Annotated in this window: 16 protein-coding genes; 4 read left to right on the top strand and 12 right to left on the bottom strand. The window is 68.7% G+C overall.

Features of this window, described 5'->3' with window-relative positions; genetic code table 11:
• Positions 1 to 20 precede the first annotated feature (20 nt).
• Positions 21 to 785: a pyoverdine biosynthesis thioesterase PvdG gene (pvdG, locus tag AC4OR5_RS29215; RefSeq protein WP_003116905.1), complete on the bottom strand. Its 765-nt coding sequence runs from the start codon at positions 783 to 785 to the stop codon at positions 21 to 23.
• A 643-nt stretch (positions 786 to 1,428) separates the two neighbouring features.
• On the opposite strand from pvdG, the gene pvdS reads away from it, so the two are divergent.
• A complete protein-coding gene (pvdS, locus tag AC4OR5_RS29210; RefSeq protein WP_003113068.1) occupies positions 1,429 to 1,992 on the top strand; it encodes a pyoverdine signaling pathway sigma factor PvdS in 564 nt (187 codons plus the stop codon).
• Between the two features lie 16 nt (positions 1,993 to 2,008).
• Here pvdS and AC4OR5_RS29205 read toward each other — a convergent pair whose 3' ends face one another.
• Positions 2,009 to 2,476 (bottom strand): hypothetical protein, encoded by a 468-nt coding sequence (locus AC4OR5_RS29205; RefSeq protein ID WP_034029350.1) that lies wholly within the window; start codon positions 2,474 to 2,476, stop codon positions 2,009 to 2,011.
• An 86-nt stretch (positions 2,477 to 2,562) separates the two neighbouring features.
• The gene (gene ppk2, locus AC4OR5_RS29200; RefSeq protein ID WP_003089666.1) at positions 2,563 to 3,477 is read right to left on the bottom strand and encodes a polyphosphate kinase 2; all 915 of its coding nucleotides are present in this window, start codon (positions 3,475 to 3,477) and stop codon (positions 2,563 to 2,565) included.
• 261 nt (positions 3,478 to 3,738) lie between these two features.
• Here ppk2 and AC4OR5_RS29195 point away from each other — a divergent pair, with 261 nt between their 5' ends.
• Positions 3,739 to 3,984 carry a hypothetical protein gene (locus AC4OR5_RS29195; RefSeq protein ID WP_003089668.1) on the top strand — a complete coding sequence of 82 codons (246 nt, stop codon included), beginning with the start codon at positions 3,739 to 3,741 and terminating at the stop codon, positions 3,982 to 3,984.
• A 36-nt stretch (positions 3,985 to 4,020) separates the two neighbouring features.
• Here AC4OR5_RS29195 and AC4OR5_RS29190 read toward each other — a convergent pair whose 3' ends face one another.
• From AC4OR5_RS29190 to AC4OR5_RS29180, 3 genes are read right to left on the bottom strand one after another with little or no spacing between them, the layout of a single operon-like run.
• On the bottom strand, positions 4,021 to 5,025 hold the full coding sequence (locus AC4OR5_RS29190; RefSeq protein ID WP_003116902.1) for an HlyD family secretion protein: 1,005 nt from the start codon (positions 5,023 to 5,025) through the stop codon (positions 4,021 to 4,023).
• The gene (locus AC4OR5_RS29185) at positions 5,022 to 5,231 is read right to left on the bottom strand and encodes a DUF1656 domain-containing protein (RefSeq protein ID WP_003102972.1); all 210 of its coding nucleotides are present in this window, start codon (positions 5,229 to 5,231) and stop codon (positions 5,022 to 5,024) included. The genes AC4OR5_RS29190 and AC4OR5_RS29185 overlap by 4 nt, the downstream gene beginning before the upstream one ends.
• Positions 5,221 to 7,395, bottom strand: coding sequence for an FUSC family protein (locus tag AC4OR5_RS29180; RefSeq protein ID WP_014603847.1), 2,175 nt, complete (start codon positions 7,393 to 7,395; stop codon positions 5,221 to 5,223). The genes AC4OR5_RS29185 and AC4OR5_RS29180 overlap by 11 nt, the downstream gene beginning before the upstream one ends.
• Before the next feature lie 400 nt (positions 7,396 to 7,795).
• Between AC4OR5_RS29180 and AC4OR5_RS29175 the strand changes: the two genes are divergently transcribed.
• A complete protein-coding gene (locus tag AC4OR5_RS29175; protein WP_003089677.1) occupies positions 7,796 to 8,710 on the top strand; it encodes a LysR family transcriptional regulator in 915 nt (304 codons plus the stop codon).
• Positions 8,711 to 8,824: 114 nt separating this feature from the next.
• Entirely contained in the window at positions 8,825 to 9,094 is a 270-nt protein-coding gene (locus tag AC4OR5_RS29170; RefSeq protein ID WP_003089681.1) for a PA2433 domain-containing protein, read from the top strand.
• 135 nt (positions 9,095 to 9,229) lie between these two features.
• Here the strand turns inward: AC4OR5_RS29170 and AC4OR5_RS29165 are convergent, their stop codons facing one another.
• From AC4OR5_RS29165 to hflK (AC4OR5_RS29140), 6 genes are all read right to left on the bottom strand, one after another.
• On the bottom strand, positions 9,230 to 9,775 hold the full coding sequence (locus AC4OR5_RS29165; RefSeq protein ID WP_003116899.1) for a DUF4946 domain-containing protein: 546 nt from the start codon (positions 9,773 to 9,775) through the stop codon (positions 9,230 to 9,232).
• Positions 9,772 to 11,757 (bottom strand): cation-translocating P-type ATPase, encoded by a 1,986-nt coding sequence (locus AC4OR5_RS29160; RefSeq protein WP_023086196.1) that lies wholly within the window; start codon positions 11,755 to 11,757, stop codon positions 9,772 to 9,774. The genes AC4OR5_RS29165 and AC4OR5_RS29160 overlap by 4 nt, the downstream gene beginning before the upstream one ends.
• Before the next feature lie 28 nt (positions 11,758 to 11,785).
• Positions 11,786 to 12,220, bottom strand: a complete 435-nt coding sequence (locus AC4OR5_RS29155; RefSeq protein ID WP_003089693.1) for a hypothetical protein — start codon at positions 12,218 to 12,220, stop codon at positions 11,786 to 11,788.
• Positions 12,221 to 12,373: 153 nt separating this feature from the next.
• Entirely contained in the window at positions 12,374 to 13,414 is a 1,041-nt protein-coding gene (hflK, locus tag AC4OR5_RS29150) for a protease modulator HflK (protein WP_023108418.1), read from the bottom strand.
• Complete coding sequence (gene hflC / locus AC4OR5_RS29145; protein WP_046602495.1) at positions 13,411 to 14,460, bottom strand: protease modulator HflC; 1,050 nt, start codon at positions 14,458 to 14,460, stop codon at positions 13,411 to 13,413. The genes hflK (AC4OR5_RS29150) and hflC overlap by 4 nt, the downstream gene beginning before the upstream one ends.
• Before the next feature lie 11 nt (positions 14,461 to 14,471).
• On the bottom strand, positions 14,472 to 16,472 hold the full coding sequence (gene hflK, locus AC4OR5_RS29140) for a protease modulator HflK (RefSeq protein ID WP_023086194.1): 2,001 nt from the start codon (positions 16,470 to 16,472) through the stop codon (positions 14,472 to 14,474).
• Positions 16,473 to 16,938 lie beyond the last annotated feature (466 nt).

Raw genomic sequence — 16,938 nt, 5'->3', positions numbered from 1 at the left:
ACAGTCGTCGCGGCCGCCCCTCAACTGGCGGCGCGCATGCTTCCCCGGACCTTGTCCTTGTGCCAGCGCAGCAGATGCTGGCCGGCGTAGCGACGCAGCAGGCGCAGCAACTGCCCCTGCTGTTCGCGGATGAAAAAGTGCTGCCCGTCGAGCAGGTCGAGGGTGAAGTCGCCCCCGGCCTCATGCAGCCAGCCGAGCAACTCGGCGCTGCGCAGGCTGTCCTCGCGTCCGCCGAACAGGTGCAGCGCCGCGTCCAGCGGCCCATGCGCCTGGTAGCGGTAGCTGCCGGTGACGAGAAAGTCCGCTCGCACCACTGGCAACAGCATCTGCATCAGCGACGGATCGTTGAGGACGGCCTCCGGAGTACCCCGGTAGTCGCGCAACGCGGCAACCAGTTCGGCGTCGGCCTTGGCGCGCCGGTAGCCGCTGACATCGTTTTCGGCGGGCGGGGATACACCGGAGAGGAATAGCGCCAGCGGCCCTTCGAGGCCGCGCCGACGCATGGCATGGGCCAGTTCGAAGGCCAGCAGCCCGCCCAGGCTGTGGCCGAAGAAGGCGTAGGGAGAAGCGCTGTCGAGGGTGCCTTGCAGCTCGCCGGCCAATTGCGCGACCAGGCTGGCGGCATCGGTATGCAGGGCCTCGCCGAAGCGGAGGCCGCGCCCCGGCAATTCCAGGGGCAACAAGCGGATCCAGCCCGGCAGGCTGGGCTGCCAGCGGCGGAACAGCGTGGCGCTGGCCCCCGAATAAGGCAGGCAGAACAATTGCAGGGAAACGGCCGGGCTCACCTGCCGACCTCCTTGCGCCGCTGTCGTGGCCCTCGTCCGGGGCAGAGCGCTTTCCCATGATCGATCGGCATTTCCGTCTCCTGCTGCGCACGCCGGGGCGCCGGGCACCTGCCCGCGCTGTCACAGAGGGGAACGGATAACAACGGCAAATAATTAGCGCATGTAACCGCAATCTCCGGGCAACCGCGGAGCATTGCGCGAAAGGACGCCAACCCCTATCCATTCTGATGGGTTGTGCCCGGCGCTATCGCCGCATCGGCGATAGCGATGTACGCCATGGAGCAGCCGGGGACGGTTGCCGCAGCGCCTTCGCGCAGTTCTTGCGCGGAACGCCGGCAGGAGCGGCGAGGCGGTCAATACCGATTTCTAACTAGCTGATTCCTAAAGATTATTAAAAAAATTTCGTCTGCGACGCATGACTGCAACATTGGCGCGGCCATCCTTCTGAAACGCCGAAGAATTTCTCCCCTCCATCATTCGCAGCGGCTATTTGCCAGCATGCGGACCATTCACGAATAAAGGTGAGATTGGTTATTTCTTCGTAATTGACAATCATTATCATTCAACATAATTTGTTGCGCCATGTGTGGGTCTTACCCCACCGCCAGTGCTCTGCAGCCCCCTCCGCAGCAAGGTGATTTCCATGTCGGAACAACTGTCTACCCGCAGATGCGATACCCCGCTCCTCCAGGCATTCGTCGATAACCGTACGATCCTGGTGAAGATCGCCGCCCGCATTACCGGTTGCCGCTCGCGAGCCGAAGATGTGGTCCAGGATGCGTTCTTCAGGCTCCAGTCGGCGCCGCAGATCACTTCGTCGTTCAAGGCACAGCTCAGCTACCTGTTCCAGATCGTCCGCAACCTGGCCATCGACCACTACCGCAAGCAGGCGCTCGAACAGAAATACTCGGGGCCGGAGGAAGAAGGCCTGAACGTGGTGATCCAGGGCGCCTCGCCGGAAACCTCGCACATCAACTACGCGACCCTCGAACACATCGCGGATGCCCTCACCGAGCTGCCCAAGCGCACCCGCTACGCCTTCGAGATGTACCGCCTGCACGGCGTGCCGCAGAAGGACATCGCCAAGGAACTGGGCGTCTCGCCGACCCTGGTCAACTTCATGATCCGCGACGCCCTGGTGCACTGCCGCAAGGTCACCGCCGAGCGCCAGGGCGACAACGTCACCCATCTCAGCGCCCGCCGCTGACGGCGGCGAGCATTCCTCAGCGCCGGTAGCGGCGCACCGACGCCGCCTGCGCCTCGGCCCTGGCGGCGAAATGGGTTCCCAGCAGCAACAGCGCCGCGCGCTTGTGGCGAAAATCGAAGGGTTGGCCGCAGCAGCGGCAAAGGCCCGACGCGGTTTCGCAGCGCGCCTTTCCCAGCGTTGTCCTCGGCGGCTCAACGGGACCGTCCAGGTAGAAATGGTGGACCAGCGCCGCCAACCACTCCGCCACCCGCTCCGGCTCTCCCCGCTCCCGCGGCCCAAGGGCGTAAAGCAAGCCCGTGGGATCGCCACGCCGGCGCTCCTCCTCGATGAATGCGCAGGTCGCGACAGGTTCAGGACGCTCCTGCGCCGGCCCGTGCGACTCGTTGCACGCAGGCCGCTGCCTGTCGCAGCGGGCATATGGATCGGCCTCGTGGCGCTCGAGGGGCGACGGAAACGACAGGCTGGAGGCTGGGGACGGAAGCATGGCCGGCTACTCGTGGGGCTTGCCTGAGTAACGTCGCATCCCGCCGCGAATTTACCCGTCCAGCCCGGCGTCCGGCCGAACGGCCATCAATAGACTTCCGGCACGATGATCTCGCCGGGCGTCGGATGCCTGACGTAATCGGCGTGGCGCAGGCGCTCCGGCAGGTGTACCGGCGGCTGCGGAACTTCCCGGTAGGGCATCTGCTGCAACAGGTGGTGGATGCAGTTCAGCCGCGCGCGCTTCTTGTCATCGGCCTGTACCACCCACCAGGGCGCCTCGGGGATGTGGGTGCGTTCGAGCATGGTTTCCTTGGCCTTGGTGTAGGCCTCCCAGCGCCGCCGCGACTCCAGGTCCATCGGGCTGAGCTTCCACTGCTTGAGCGGATCGTGGATACGGCTGAGGAAGCGCAGGTGCTGCTCGGCGTCGGAGATGGAGAACCAGTACTTGAGCAACTGGATGCCCGAGCGCGCCAGCATCTTTTCGAACTCAGGCACGCTGCGGAAGAATTCCTCGTATTGTTCGTCGTTGCAGAAACCCATGACCCGCTCGACCCCGGCGCGGTTGTACCAGCTGCGGTCGAACAGGACGATCTCGCCGCCGGCCGGCAGGTGCGAGACGTAGCGCTGGAAATACCACTGGGTCTGCTCGCGGTCGTTCGGCGCGGGCAGCGCGGCGACCCGGCAGACCCGCGGGTTGAGGCGCTGGGTGATGCGCTTGATCACGCCGCCCTTGCCCGCCGCGTCGCGTCCCTCGAAGAGAATCACCACCTTGTGCCCGGTGTGCACCACCCAGTTCTGCAGTTTCACCAGTTCCCGTTGCAGGCGGAACAGTTCGCGGAAATAGCGGCGCCGACTCAATTCGCCGGGCGCATCCTCCTGCTCGGGACCGAACAGCTCGTCCAGGTTCAGCTCGTCGTCGAGCAGTTCCTGCTCCAGCTCTTCGTCGTGTCGATCGAGCCAGTCGCGACCGATGCGGCCCGAGGTATCGCCATAGGAGTCCATGCGCTGCTCTCCACGTCATGCCGAAATACCGCGAATGCTAGGCGCGTCTTCATGACGGTTTGGTGACGGTTCGATGAAAGCGTAGCGATCGCTCGCCGTCGAAAACAGTCGAAAGGTCACTGAAAGTCAGAAAATTCCCTAATCATTTGAATGACTTGGCCTAAGCTGGCCAGCCTCTCCGCACTTTCCACATGCTCCGCGCACCCCGGCGACCGCCGGGGCGAACCGCGCCCTTGCGGCGCCATTGATCGGAGATCAACCATGCAAGCGTTTTCCAAACAGCAACTCATCGATGCGCTGAACGCCCAGAGCAGCGACCTGGCCACCCTGCAGAGCCTGGTCATGGGCCTCTACCTGTGGATTCGCGACAGCCATGGCCAGGCCAGCGTCGATGCGGCCTTCCAGCGCGCCCGCGAGGAGGCCAGGCAATTCCGCCAGCAGAGCGGCAACCAGGCTGACGAGCGATTGATCCTGCAACTGGCGGAAATCGTCCGCGAACAACCCTGAGCCATGACCGGCACAGACTGACCGGTTCGGCCTGACTCAAGGCCGCAAGGCAGTCCCGGGCGCCGCGGAATCGACTTTCGCGGTGTCCTCCGCGGGCAGCACCCGGATGGTCGCGGTCACGCCGGCGCGCAAGGTGTTGCGCTGGCGATAGGCGGGATCGATGGCGATGCGCACCGGAATTCGCTGGGCCAGCTTGACCCAGGTATAGCTCGGGTTGATGTTCGCCAGCAGGCGCGAGCCCTCGGCGTTCTCCCGGTCGGTGATGGCATGGGCGATGCTCTGCACGCGCCCGTCGAAGCGCTCGCCGCTCATCAGTTCCACCCGCGCCCGGCTGCCGACGCGGATGCCCGGCAACTTGGTCTCCTCGAAGTATCCGCTGACATAGAACGAATCGCGGTCCACCAGCGCCAGCAATGGCACCCCGGCGTGGGCGTAGTCGCCTTCGCGGGTCTGCAGGTTGGTCACGTAGCCGCTGACCGGGGCGCGTACCTGGGTACGTTCGAGGTCGAGACGGGCCTGCTGCAAGGCGGCTTCGGCAAGCTCCACGTTGGCCTGGGCCAGGCCGAGGCTGGCCTGGTTCCTCAGCAACTCGGCCTGGGCCAGGCTGACGTCGGTCTGGGCCTTTTCGTTCTCTTCCACCGATAGCATCGAGCGCTTCTGCAATGCCGAGCGCCGCTGCGCCTCGCTGCGGCGCTGGCGCAACTGGGCCTGGCTGGCCTCGATCGCCGCGCGCGACTCGCCCAGCGCCGCCCGCGCCACGTTCACCGCGCGCTCGGCGCGCAGCACCGCCAGTTCATAGCGCGCCGGGTCGATGCTGAGCAGCAGCTCGCCCTTCTCCACGGGCTGGTTGTCGCTCAGCGGCAACCGGGTGATCAGCCCGGAAACGTCCGCCGACAGCGTCACCACATCGGCGCGGACCCGCGCGTCACGGGTCCACGGCGTGCGGGTGTAGCGTTCCCAGGCGAGGAACACCAGTGCCGCCGCCACCAGCACCGCCAGCAGGGTGGCCAGGCGCGGCCATTTGCCTTGCAACAGGTTCATCGGGACATCTCCCCCATCCACAGGATCAGACCGGCGCAGATCGCGCAGTACAACGCGCCCTGGAACAGCGCTTCGTGCCAGACCCGCTGCAACACGCCGAAGCGCCGCAACAGCGGGTTGAGCAGCAGCAGGATCAGCCAGGCCAGCAGCAGCGCCTGGGCGATCGGCGGCAGGTAGGCGCCCCCGATCTCGACATCAGCGGGCATGTCCGCCCTCCTCTTCTGGTTCTTCGACGACCGCCGGTGCGCCGCGGTCCTCCTCCAGCAACGTCCGATAGCGTTGCAGCGACTGCTGCAGGATCAGTACCGCGACATTCATGATGAAGCGCTGCCGCGTCGCCCCGAGGTCCTTCGACGGCTGCGCCAGCAAGGCCTCCAGGCCCCTGCCGAAACGCCGCAGGGCGGCCAGGGCGAGATCCTGCCGCGGGGCGTCCGCGCCGCCGGCTATGTAGGCGGCGACCTCGCGCAGCGCCTCGCCCAGCAGCGGCTGCAACTCCAGCGGCACCACCCCGGCGTCATGCAGCGGCTCGCGCAGGCGATTCAACGCCACGCCCATCACCACGCAGCCCAGGGCGCACTGGAAACGTTCCGCCGCAGCCGGCTCCTGGCTCGCCGGCAGCAGGCCGACCATCACCGCCAGGCGATCGATCATCCGCGTCTCGAAGGCGAAGCGCTGCGCCTCGCTGGCCTCGCAGCGCGACATTTCCGCGACGTCCTGGCGCGACAGGTAGAGCAGCCGGCGCAGGCGCGGGTCGGCGCGGAACGGATAGACCAGGGCGAACACCAGCACGGCGAGGACCGCCGCGGCGAGGAAGCCGCCGACGAACTCGAACCACTGCGAAGCGTTGCTGTAGTAGACCGCGATATTCTGCGGCGCCACCATCAGCAGGGTCTCCAGGCCGATGCCCATGGCGATCCCGGCGCTCAGCGGGCTGCTCAGGCCGACCGCGACCACGTACAGCAGCAACGCCATCCACAGCGCCAGCCACTCGAAGTCGGCGGATGCCGGCAACAGCACGAACAGCAGCGCCGCCGAGATCAGGATCGCCAGCAGCAGCCCGCGCAGGAAGTTCTGCGCCGCCAGCAGCGGACGCGGGAAGGTCGCCATCAGCGAGCACATCACGCCAACCAGCAGCAGGCTGCTGAGGGCGCCGTTCCAGGCGCTGGTGATCCACAGCCAGGCGGCGCAGGACAAGGCGACGAAAGCGCGCACGGCGTTCATCGAGGCCAGCGCCCAGTCCAGGTGCAGCGCCTGCGCCTGGCCACGGCGGTAGAAACTGCTGGCCTGGCGGCCGGACTGGATCGCATCGTTGAGTTCGAGCACTTCGCCCAGACGCTGGAACAGCCGCGCGTATTCCCAGCGCAGGATCGCCACCTGCGGGCGCAGCGCCGGGCTCAACGCCTCGTCGTAGGACTCCGCGCGCGTCGCCGCGGCATCGAAGGCCTGGCGCACCGCCTGGAACTCCTCCAGCACCTCGGAGGGTACCGCCCGCCCCTGCTCGGCCAGCGCGTCCAGCACCCGCAACGCACGATCCAGCAGCGCCTGGATATCCGCCGGCAACGGCCCGACCCAGTGCGCCCGCACCAGCAGGCGATGCTGGCGCAGCAGCAACAGCCGCGAGGCCATCAGCACCAGCAGGTTGCCCAGCAACTGCACCAGGCCATCGGCGCGGCGCAGGTTCGGCGCGTCGAAATAGAGGTGCCGGCGCAGGCCGTCCAGCGCGGTGATGCTGGCGACCAGTTGCATCTGCCGCTGGTTGAACGACTCGTCGCCCTCGTCGCCGCGGATCACCGCCGCGGCGTGCCGCGCGGTACTGCGGATCAGGCCATCGACCTGGGCGAAGTAGCCCTTCGCCACCGCCTGCGGACGCGCGCTGAGCAGGCTGACCAGGGCCACGCAGGCGACGCCCAGCAGGGTCTCGGTGACCCGCACCACGGCGAGCATGAAGGTGTTTTCCGGATCGGGAATCGACAGCACGGCGACGATCACCGCGGTGAAGCCGCTGAGCACGAAGGCGTGCGAGTCGGTGTAGCGCAGCAAGGTGCCGCCGGCGGTGCAGAGCGCCAGCCAGAGTCCCAGGGCGACGAAGAACGGCAACGGTTGCTGGGCGAACAGCGCCATGATCAGCACCGCCACCACGGCGCCGGCGAAGGTACCGACGACCTGGGCGAAGCTGCGCTTGAGAGCCATCCCGGCCAGCGGCTGGCTGACGATGACCACGGTCATCAGCGCCCACTTCGGCTGCTCCAGGTCGAAGAGGAAGGCCAGGTAGAGGGTCAGCAGCCCGGCGGCGACGGTGCGCAGGGCGAACAGCAGGGTTTCCCGCGGCGGCCGCCAGAGCAAGCGGGCGTAGAGTTTCAGCCCTTCCATGCCCGGCCCCGCACCTCCAGGCAACGGTTGGCCGCGGACCAGGCGGCGATGAAGCGACTCGACATGCTGGTTTCTCGTTCGGGGTTGATGCGGCGGGTTCGCTTCCAGTCTAGAAGGCGCAAGGAAATCCGTGGCCGCCTACGGGGGCGGGCAGGTGCGGTCGGCCACGGAGCGACGAGTCGCGACTACAGGGTAAAAGCCCCGGCGGCCTTCCCGGTAGCGCGTCCAGGCGAAAACCGTTTTCGCTGAGAACGAACGCTGCGGCGCCTTTCGATTGGGTAAGCTTGCTCAGGGCTGGATCGATTTAGCTTGCGAATCAAGCGGATAGAAAGCCCAAGGAAAACGACCAGGAGGAGCCGAGAATGCGTCGAGCGATTGCCACTGTATCGTGGGCCCACCGATGAGCCTGCGCTTCGACGATATCGAAGCCTTCCTCAACGTCGCCGAACTCAACAGCGTGACGTCGGCGGCCGAGCGCATGAGCCTGTCCAAGTCGGTGATCAGCAAGCGCGTCAGCGATCTCGAACGACGCCTCGGCGTCCGCCTGCTCTATCGCACCACGCGCAACGTCGAGCCGACCGAGGCCGGGCATTTCTTCTACAAGGCCGCCAAGGCCTCGCTGCAGGAACTCAACAACGCCGCGGAGATCGTCGCCCTGCGCGAGAACGACCTGTGCGGCGAATTGCGCATCGTCACCCCGATGAGCTTCGGCACCCTCTGGCTGTCGCCGATCATCGCCGACTTCATGAGCCAGCACCCGCGCCTGGAGATCGTCCTGCAGATGGACGACCGCCTCACCGACTTCGAGAAGGAAGGCTACGACCTGAGCATCCGCGTCACCCGCCTGGACGACAGTTCGCTGATCGCCCGGCCGCTGGCCAACAGCCAGCGGGTGGTCTGCTGCAGCCCCGACTACGCGGAACGCCACGGCACGCTGGACACCCTCGAACAACTGATGCAGCACGAGTGCCTGGGCTACAACAACGCCACGCCGAGCCAGGTCTGGACCTTCGAACCGGCGTTCCCCGGTGCCAAGCCCCGCGCCGTCTCGCCACGCGGACGCTTCAGCAGCAACAACGGCCAGGCCATGCGCGACGCCGCCCTGCGCGGCCAGGGATTGGCGTTGCTGCCGCTGTTCATCGTCGCCGAGGACCTCAAGAACGGCCGCCTGGTGGACGCCGCGCCCGGCCTGCGCCCACTCGACGACGTGATCTACGCGATGTATTCGCGGGCGGCGGCGATGTCGCCGAAGGTCAAGGCGTTCATCCAGCATCTCCAGCAGGCGCTGTCGATCCCGCCCTGGGGCAACGGCTGAGCGACCGAACCATTCCGGCGACGCTCCGGTCAGATACTGGGCATGCGGAGAAGACTCCCAGGAGCCTGTCGTCTCTCCCCCGTCCGGCCACCCGGCCCACAAAGGAGAACTGCCATGATCGTGCGTACCCTGCTCATCGCCGCCGCCCTGCTCGGCGGCACCGCCCAAGCCGCCGAAAGCACCGACCTGTGCGGCGCCAACCTGCAGAAGCTGGACGATATCCTCGCCGTGCGCGGCAAGACCTCGGTCACCGGTGCGCGGGTCACCGAGGTCAAGGAACTCCAGGCCAAGGCCAGGCAGGACCAGGCCAGCGGCGACACCAAGGGCTGCATCACCGCCACCACCCAGGCCCTGCAGATCCTGCAGAACGCCGGGAAGAAATGATCCGCGACAGACGCAAGGCGGATAACCGCAAGCGGTTATCCGCCCTACCCCAATGCAACCCTCCGTAGGGCGAATAGCGCCGCAGGCGGTATCCGCCGACACTCCAGCCCCCGCCCCGACCGCGTCCGATTTCGCTCACTCGAAGCGCAGGCTTTCCCGTACCGCGCGGATTTCCGCCTGGCTGGCGTCGTAGGCCTCGGCCAGGCCGGCATAGGACAGCGAATAGGCCGAGGTCTTGCCGGCCGCGGTGAGCAAGGTCTGCTTCATCACCACGGCGCCGCGCTGGCGAATGGTGCAGGTGGTCTCCAGCGCCGCCAGCCCGCCGGTGGTGGACGGCTGCGGCGAGGTGCAGGCGGTCTGCAGGCCGTTGCGCAGGAACTCGATCTGCACCAGCTTGCGCATGTGCCCGAGGACTTTCTCCAGGTTCACTGCCTGCCCGCTCTGCAAGGGCATCCGCGTCACTTCCATCACCAGTGCCTGGGAGCCGTCTGCCTGCAACTTGACCGCGCGCTGGCGCTGGCCGGCGCCGGCCTGGCCGGGCTGCGCGGCGGGCAGGTCGCTGACCTGCCAGCCTGCCGGCCAGCGCGCCATCGACGCCTCGGCCAGGCTCAGCGCGGACAGCGTGCCGACCGCCAGGGCCAGCCAGCGCCAGCCGTTGCGTCGCGTTTGCGCCTGCCTCACGGTGTACCCTCCTCTTCGCGTCCCTCCACGGCCGGCCGGGGCTGCCCGAGGGGCTCCTCGAAACGCAGCAGGCGTCCGGCATTGCCCAGCACCAGCAAGGTGCTGAGGTTGTGCAGCAGCGCCGCGACCATCGCCCCGGCCGCGCCGAGCAGGCCAAAGGCTGCCGCGGCGACGATCGCCAGGGTCCAGCCGAGGCCGATCGCCACGTTGACCTGCAGGGTCCGCCGGCATTGCCGGCTGAGCCGCACGCAGGTGCCGAGCCGGCGCAGGTCGCTGCCGATCAGCACGATATCCGCCGAGGCCAGGGCGATGTCGGCGCCGCCGGCACCCATTGCCACCCCGACCACACCGGCCTTCAGCGCCAGCGAATCGTTGATGCCGTCGCCGACCACCATCGGCCGGAAACCGCTGCCGATCTCCGCGCCGACCTGGCGCAACTTGTCCTCCGGCAACGCCTGCGCCACCAACTGGCGAATCCCCACCTGCTTGGCCACGGCGTCGGCCACCGCCTGGCGATCACCGGTCAGCAGCAGTTGCCGGCCCAGACCCAGTTCGCGCAGATCGGCCAGGGCCTCGGCGGCCTCCGCGCGTACGCTGTCGGCCAGCAGCAGCCAGCCGAGGAAGCGCCCGTCCAGGGCGATTCCGGCGATCGGTCCCTCGTGCGCCGGCACCTCGCCGGCGTCGATGCCCAGTTGCTGGAACAGTTCGGGCCGGCCGAGGGCGGCTTCGCCCGCCGCTGTTCGTGCGACCACGCCGAACCCCTGGCGTTCGCGGATATCGCTCAATGGATGATAGGCATCGTGCGCCGCCAGGGCCGCCAGCGCTCGGCTCACCGGATGGCTGCTGGCGGCGCCGAGGCTGGCGGCCAGGCGCAGCACCGACGCCTCCTCGGCGGCATCGGCCAGGCGCAGCGCCTGCAGACGCAGGCTGCCGTGGGTCAGGGTGCCGGTCTTGTCGACCACCAGCGAAGTCAGGTCCGCCAGTTCCTCGAGGAAGGCCGAGCTGCGGATCAGGATGCCATGACGGGCGGCCACGGCGATCCCGGCGATAGCCGTGGCCGGGGCGGACAGCACCAGGGCGCAGGGACAGGCGGCGACCAGCACGGCGAGCATGGCCTGGGCATCGTTGGTGACGAACCAGGTGACCGCGGCGATCAGCAACACCAGCAACATGTACTGCCCGGCGTAGCGCTCCAGCAGGCGGGTGATCGGCGGCTTGGCGCGCTCGGCCTGCTGCATCAGGCCGATCACCTTGCCCAGGGTCGAGGCCTCGCCGGTACGGGTTATCTCGATGCGCAGCAGGCCGTCGAGGTTGATCGCGCCGCCGTAGACCTCCATCCCCGGCGCCACCTCGAGCGGCACCGACTCGCCGGTGATCGGCGCGGTGTCGAGACTGGCCTGGCCTTGCAGGACCCGCCCGTCGGCCGGAACCCGGTCACCGGCGCGCACTTCCACCTGGTCGCCCGGCCGCAGGCTGGCGTTGTCCACCTCGCTCAGGCTGCCGTCGGCCTCGATCCGCCGGGCATGGCTGCGGGTCAGCTCGCCGAGGGCGGCGATGGCCTCCTGGGAGCCGATCACGCTGCGCTCCTCCAGCACGTGGCCGAAGATCATGATGATCGGCAGCAGCGCGGCGGTCAGCAGGTCGCCGCTGGCCCAGGCGCCGAGCATGGCCAGCGCGATCAACTGGTCGGTGACGCCGTGCAGGCTCGGATGCCGCAGGCTGTCCCAGGCCGAGCGGGCCACCGGCAGCGCCACCAGCAGCGACGCGACGCCGAGCAGGATCTGGCTGACCCCGGCCTGGTCCGCCGCCAGCCAGCGCCAGGCCAGGCCGAGCAGCAACAGGCCAAGGGCGAGCATCGCCAGGCTCAGCTGGCGGGCGGCGCGGCGCTGCTCGTCGCGGCTGAGCAGGCCGCCGCCGAACGGCAGGTGATGATGATGATGCGCGCAGCCGCCATGGCTGCCGTGGGCGGTCGGCTCGCTCATGCGCACCTCCCGGGGCGAGCCGCGGCGGCTATTGCGGGAAGCGCGCGTCCGGCCGGCGTACGTAGTCCAGGGCTTCCTTCTCGGTGAGTTCCCAGATCTGCTTGACCTGCCCGTTGTTGTCGCTCTTCAGGCCGACGAAACTGCCCTTGAGCTGGGGCATGCGGCCATAGACGATGAACAGGTTCTGCGCCGTGCGGATGCGCACCGACGGCGCCACCGAATAGCTGACGGTCTTCTTCCCCAGCCCCAGGGTGAGCACGCTGCGCAGCAGGCTCTGCTTGGGCTTCTTCAGGGTGATGACCGGGTACTGCGCGCTGGCCACGAAGCCCACCAGCATGTCGCTCGGCAACTGCCGCGCCAGCGCCTCGCCGCCGCACAGCAACAGCGCCAGCCCGCACAGCAGGGCCCTGCCGGGTGATAGCCGCGCACCGTTGCCCGTGAATGGAATACCGCCTGCCGTCATTGCCCGTCCCGTTCGCCTGGTTGTTCGACTCGGCGCCGCGTTCCGCTGGCGGAAGCGCGTACCGAAGGTTGATGCCGACGCAGGGTAGCCGTTTCACGTTCGCTTGTCCGTCCATTGTTTCACAGCCCGCGAAGGGCACCGTCGGGCAGCGGCTCATGGCTGCCCGCCTTGCAGAATCAGGCGGCCGTCGTCGCGCGGATCGACGCTGCCGACCGAACCGGCCTTGCCGAGGATCGCCGGCACCCGTTCGCGGTACAGGCGCCAGAGCAGGCCGGGATCGGTCGCGCCCAGCGCCGGGGCCAGGCCAACGATGCTGGCGGTGTCGCGGCGCGCCTGGGCCAGCCGTTCGCCGGCCTCGGCGCGGGCGACCTGCAGGGTGCGGTCGGCCCCCTCGGTGGCCGCCTGGGTGAGTTTCTCCGCCTCGGTGCGCGCCTTGGCGACGTTCTGCTCGGCCAGTTGGCTGGCGGTCAGCACCGCGTTGAAGGCGCTTACCGCATTGCGCGGCAGGCTCGACTGCACGTCGACCCGCACCACCTGGATGCCCAGCCCGCTGCCGGCCGCGGCCAACGCCGCCAGGCTGTGGTTGATGCCCTGCACCAGGTCGCCGCGCAGGCGTTCGCGGCGCTCGGCGACCGCGCTGTCGTTGCCGAGCAACTCCGGGCGCGCCACCAGGATGGTGTCCAGGTCGCGCGCGGCGCAGACCTGCACGGCGTTGCGCGCCACCAGCCGGTCCAGCGCCGGCAGCACGTGGGCGCCCTGGAGGACGTAGGCGTACGGGTCGTCGACCTTGTAGAACACCCGCACGTCCAGTTGCACCACCCCGGCGTCGCCGGTCAGCAGGTAGCCGGAGCCGGCCAGCGCGTCGCTGGACAGGCTGACGTCGAGGTCGGCGCGACGCGCCTGCTCGGAGCGCAGCAGGCCCTCGACGCGGCGTTCGATCACCTGTTCGGCGGACGGCAGCAGCACCACCTGCTCCAGCGGCTGCGGCCAGGCCAGCAGCAGGCCGGGACCGGCCAGGCGCTCCAGCGCGCCCAGGCGCAGCACTACGGCGCGGTTCTCCGGGCCGATCTGGCGGACGTTGGAAAACGCCCAGGCCAGCGCCGCCAGGAGGGTCACGCCGAACAGTGCGAGGAACGCCAGGCGTCCGGCCTGCAGCCAGGGGCTGTGCAGCCCCTCGCGCGCTTCGCCGCTCATGGCCGGCGCCCGTTGGCCGGCGCTTCGGCGGGGAACGCCGGCGGCCCGTCGACCAGCACGCGGAACGGTGCGGCATCGGTGCGCAAGACCAGGCGGGTATCGCCGTTGACGATGGTGCCGAGGGTGTCCAGCGAGCGCAGCAGGTTGTACAGCTGCGGCGAACCGGCGTAGGCCTTGCCGTAGATGCGCGCCGCCTCGACCCGCGCCTGGGCCTCGATCTCCGCGGCTTTCACCGAAGCCTCGGCCTGGATCACCCGGGCGTCGCGCTCCGCCGCCGAACGGATCTCCGCGGCCTGGCGACGGCCCTCGGCGGTACGCTCGGTGGCGATGGTCTCGCGCTCGGCGCGCATGCGGTCGACGGTGGCGCCGAGGGTCACCTTGGGCAGGGTCAGGCGCTCGATGCCGACCTGCACCACCTTGACCCCGTAGGTCGCCAGCAACTGATTGTCGATCTGTTCGCGCAGGCGCGCTTCGAAGTCGCCGATACGCACCCGCGACGCCTCGGTATTCACCAGGTCGGCCAGGTCATAGGCGCTGGCGGTGGTTTCCAGCGCCGAGCCGACGAAGGTGCGCAACTGCCGGGCAGCCTCGTCCGGCTGGTTGCGCACCGCGCGCATGAAGCGCTGCACGTTGTCGGCGTCGCCCTGTACCTGCCAGGCCACGTAGGCCTGGACGATGATCCGCAGGCCATCGCGGGTGCCGACGTCCTGCAGGCCGCTGGAGGTGGTGCGCAGGCGCAGGTCGACCGGGATCGCGCTCTCGAACGGCAACGGCAGGCGCCAGGCCAGGCCCGGTTCGAGCAGGACCCGCGCCGGGTTGCCGAAACGGGTGATGACCATCGCCTCGCCGGAACGCACCTGCACCAGGCAAGCGGCGGCGACGGCGAACAGCACCAGCAGCGCGGCGACCAGCAGCCGGCGCCAGGGCGGCGCGGCCTGTGCGCCATGGCCGTGATCGTGATCGTGATCGTGATCGTGATCGTGATCGTGATCGTGATCGTGATGATGCTCGTGGTGGCTGTGCGAGTGGGAGTGACCGAGGCTCAAGAGCGCTCTCCTCATGGTGCGGATTGCCCGGCCGCGGACGCCGGAGCGGCGGACGGACGGGACGAAGACGGGGAATCCAGGCGGCCGAGGCCGAAGCTGCGCAGGTCGATGGTCGGCGCGCCGGCGCCGGCGATGCGGTGGTCGATGAGCAGCAGGTTGGCCTTGCCCAGGCCGCGTCCGAGTTGGCGGTAGTAGGCCTCCAGCAGGAAAGCCTGGCCGGCGTCGGCATAGCCTTCCCGCTCCGCGGCGAAGCGCCGGTCGGCGGCCTGCGCGGCGGCCAGGGTCTCGCGGGCCTGCGCGCTGGCCCGGTCGTGCGCCACGCTGGCCTGTAGTTGCGCCTCGTTGCGCTGCGCGGCAGCCTGCCCGCGCTCGCGGGCGATCAGCGCCTGGGCGGTGATCTGCGCGGCCTGCACCGCGTGGTAGGCGTTCGCCGCACCGGCCGGCGGATGGATCGCCTCGACCGCCGCGCCCAGTACCTCGACGCCGCTGCCGAGGCGGTCGAGATCGGCCTGCACGGCCTGGCCGATCTGCTCGGCCAGGCCCGCGCGCTGCTCGCCGAGGACCTCATCGAGGGTCCGCGAGGCGAAGGCATGCACCAGTACGCGGCTGGCGGTGCTGCGCACCAGCGTCGGCACGTCGGCGCTGCGGTAGGTCGCCGCCAGCGCTGCCGCGTCGTCGAGAGCGATGCGGTAGACGATGCGCACGTCCATGTTGACGATCTGGAAGCTCTGCCGGCGGTCGGCCAGGCTGGCGATGACCTGCGATTTCTCGCTGACGTGGGAGGCGTCCCACAAGCGGTTGGCGCTATCCGGGGCCGGACCTTCGGCGGGCGCGAGCGGCTCGGCTCCGCCGTCGCCGGCGGCGACGCTGGTGGCCAACTCGTGGACCACCCCGTTCTCCACCGCCAACACCCGCCCCAGCGGCCAGGGCAGCCCCAGGTGCAGGCCGGGGCCGAGCACCGCGACCGGCTTGCCGAAGCGCTCGTAGACGCCCCGTGCATCCATGCCGATCTCGCGTACGCCGCTGAGCAGCCAGCCGCTCAGCGACACCACCGCCAGCACCGGCAGGAACGCCCGCCGCATGAAACCGAAGGCCCAGACCTGACGCAGGTCGATGCCGAAGCGCTGGTGCAACTCATGCTGCAGACGCTGCAGGGGACGCGGCGGCCAGCGCAACAGGTCGGCCAGCAGGCTGGTGGCGACCAGGCGCGGTTCGAGGCCGGCACGCTGCGGCGCGAACATCGCCAGGATCGCCCTGCCCAGCAACTCCAGCGCCAGCGCCGCCGGCAACAGGCCGAGCAGTACCGCCAGGCGCGGGGCCCAGGGGTGTCCCTGGCGAGCCAGGAACAGACAGAGGGCGGCCAGCACCAGGGTACCGATCAGCGCCCGCGCCAGTTGCCCGAGGGCCGGGGCTTCCGGCCACTGCGCCGGCCCTTGGCTGGCGAAGCGACGTTCCAGCACCAGCACCGCGAAGGCCAGCAGCAGGCAGATCCCGATGGCGAGGTCGGCCGCTTGCCCGGAACTGGCCGGCGGCAGGTCGAGACGCCAGCCGGCGGCTACCAGGCACAACGCCAGCGCCGCGCTCGCCGCCAGCCACAGCGCAGCGTGCCCGAGCTGGGCCAGGCCGTGGGCGATGGCCTGGCCCAGGCGCTCCAGCAGCCGTTCATAGGCGCTGTCGGCGGCGGCGTCGGGTTCGCCCCGCTGCCAGCGCAGCCAGGCAGGCCGCGCGCTGGCCTCCGCGCCGAGGACCACGCAACGCCAGGCCGCGACCCGGTAGGCCGCGTGCAGACCGGCGAACAGAACCAGCCAGGCCGCGCCGAGGTTGTACAGCAGCGGCGGCCAGAGCGAGTCGGCGGCGAACAGGCCGATGAAGAACCCCAGCACGGCGCAGGCGGCGGCCAATGCGACGCTGGCCGCTGCCCATCGCCACAACTGGCGCAACTGCCGGGGCGCCTGCTGGAAACGCGGCAGCGATTCGGCGGCGACGCCCTCGGCGTCCAGGTCGACTCTCATCTTCACTCCAGGCAAAACTCGAAGGTGCCGGCCAGGCCGGCGCAAACGTCCGCAACTTTATAACAATGCGCGTTAAGAAGTTGTCATGATTTGAAAAACAGTCTGCATCCCCAGGCTCTTGACTGGAAGACGAAAGACTGGGGGCAACACACTTGGCAAGCCCCCGTCCAACCGAAAGGTTCTAAGCAGCCGGGAAAAACCACCGGACATCCGCACAAACGACCATTCGTCGGCAATTTTCATTCGAAACGGATTTCTTATAACCAATCCGCATAGGCCTGCCGGCTCCCCCGCTTCCCCCTCAAAGGCACGCCGCTCCGGGCCTCCACGCGTAGCCAGCAGGACTTTTCGCATAGCCTGACGGTTTTATAACAGCGGCAAAGCGTCAATAATTCGACTATCGACTGTGGTAGCGTCAAAAAAGAATCACATCGATCCTTTGCAGCGTTATCCGGTGCCATGCAGT

It is taken from the genome of Pseudomonas sp. YA1 (assembly GCF_058680555.1).
This window is presented reverse-complemented; position numbering and strand designations above follow the sequence as displayed.

What these genes read in the sequence shown, in the direction of transcription:
- pvdS (WP_003113068.1), top strand. Translation starts at nt 1,429, where the DNA reads ATGTCGGAACAACTGTCTACCCGCAGATGCGATACCCCGCTCCTCCAG.
- AC4OR5_RS29205 (WP_034029350.1), bottom strand. Translation starts at nt 2,476, where the DNA reads ATGCTTCCGTCCCCAGCCTCCAGCCTGTCGTTTCCGTCGCCCCTCGAG.
- ppk2 (WP_003089666.1), bottom strand. Translation starts at nt 3,477, where the DNA reads ATGGACTCCTATGGCGATACCTCGGGCCGCATCGGTCGCGACTGGCTC.
- AC4OR5_RS29195 (WP_003089668.1), top strand. Translation starts at nt 3,739, where the DNA reads ATGCAAGCGTTTTCCAAACAGCAACTCATCGATGCGCTGAACGCCCAG.
- AC4OR5_RS29190 (WP_003116902.1), bottom strand. Translation starts at nt 5,025, where the DNA reads ATGAACCTGTTGCAAGGCAAATGGCCGCGCCTGGCCACCCTGCTGGCG.
- AC4OR5_RS29185 (WP_003102972.1), bottom strand. Translation starts at nt 5,231, where the DNA reads ATGCCCGCTGATGTCGAGATCGGGGGCGCCTACCTGCCGCCGATCGCC.
- AC4OR5_RS29180 (WP_014603847.1), bottom strand. Translation starts at nt 7,395, where the DNA reads ATGGAAGGGCTGAAACTCTACGCCCGCTTGCTCTGGCGGCCGCCGCGG.
- AC4OR5_RS29175 (WP_003089677.1), top strand. Translation starts at nt 7,796, where the DNA reads ATGAGCCTGCGCTTCGACGATATCGAAGCCTTCCTCAACGTCGCCGAA.
- AC4OR5_RS29170 (WP_003089681.1), top strand. Translation starts at nt 8,825, where the DNA reads ATGATCGTGCGTACCCTGCTCATCGCCGCCGCCCTGCTCGGCGGCACC.
- AC4OR5_RS29160 (WP_023086196.1), bottom strand. Translation starts at nt 11,757, where the DNA reads ATGAGCGAGCCGACCGCCCACGGCAGCCATGGCGGCTGCGCGCATCAT.
- AC4OR5_RS29155 (WP_003089693.1), bottom strand. Translation starts at nt 12,220, where the DNA reads ATGACGGCAGGCGGTATTCCATTCACGGGCAACGGTGCGCGGCTATCA.
- hflK (WP_023108418.1), bottom strand. Translation starts at nt 13,414, where the DNA reads ATGAGCGGCGAAGCGCGCGAGGGGCTGCACAGCCCCTGGCTGCAGGCC.
- hflK (WP_023086194.1), bottom strand. Translation starts at nt 16,472, where the DNA reads ATGAGAGTCGACCTGGACGCCGAGGGCGTCGCCGCCGAATCGCTGCCG.